The sequence below is a fragment of the Oleiphilus sp. HI0043 genome (assembly GCF_001634935.1).
The window spans coordinates 1-1146 of sequence record NZ_LWEY01000316.1; the positions used below are offsets into that span (position 1 = coordinate 1).

Sequence of the window (1146 nt, forward strand, 5' to 3'; positions counted from 1 at the left end):
ACACTAGGTTGGCCAGAAGCAACGGAAAGGTTGAAGACCTTCCACCCAACAGATGTTTTGGTAACGGGCTTCGATATTATTTTCTTCTGGGTTGCCCGCATGATCATGATGACCATGCACTTTATGAAAGATGAAAACGGTAAAGCCCAGGTTCCGTTCAAATATGTATACGTAACAGGCCTTATTCGAGACGAGCATGGTGACAAAATGTCCAAGTCGAAGGGTAACGTACTCGACCCGCTCGATATGATTGACGGCATCGACCTTGAATCTCTGGTTGAAAAACGCTGCGGTAATATGATGCAGCCCCAGCTTGCTCAAAAAATTGAGAAGCGCACGCGCAAGACCTTTGAAGACGGTATCTCTNCACACGGGACCGATGCACTTCGTTTTACCCTATTCTCACTGGCTTCGACGGGTCGTGATATCAACTGGGACATGAAACGCCTAGAAGGCTACAGAAACTTCTGTAACAAGATCTGGAACGCTGCACGTTATGTGCTCATGAATACTGAAGATCAGGACTGTGCTCAGAATTCTGACGATTATCAATTATCTTTAGCTGACAAATGGATCATCTCGCGCCTTCAGCAAACCGAAGCATCCATTGAAAAATCTATTGGTGAGTTCCGTCTAGATATGGCCTCACACACTTTGTATGACTTCATCTGGAATGAGTATTGTGATTGGTACCTGGAGCTTTCCAAGCCGATTCTAAACAGTGACGACAGCGACGAAGCGCTTAAGCGTGGCACACGCCGCACACTGGTACGAGTACTTGAAGCTGTACTAAGAATGGCTCACCCCTTTATCCCTTATATCACAGAGGAAATCTGGCAGCGTGTTGCTCCCTTGGCCGGTCAGTCTGGCGCAACCATTATGACTCAGCCTTACCCTGAAGCAGATGAGTCGAAAGTCGATGAAAAAGCACTGGGTGACGTTGAGTGGCTAAAAGGTGTCATCGTCGCAATACGAAACATTCGTGGTGAGATGGATATCTCTCCTGCCAAGGCAATTCCCGTTCTACTGCGTAACGGCAATAATGAAGATCAGCGCCGCTTCCAGGAAAACGAAGGCTTTGTTAAGTCACTCGCCAAGCTCGAGTCAATGAGCTGGTTAAATGACGAAGAAGCGCCTATGAGTTCA

At 47.2% G+C, this 1146-nt stretch carries 1 protein-coding gene; it reads left to right on the top strand.

Annotation, left to right across the window (positions count from 1 at the left end; all coding sequences use genetic code 11):
• Positions 1–1146 (top strand): class I tRNA ligase family protein (locus A3729_RS04365; protein WP_156497655.1); only part of this gene is annotated, 1146 nt, incomplete at both ends.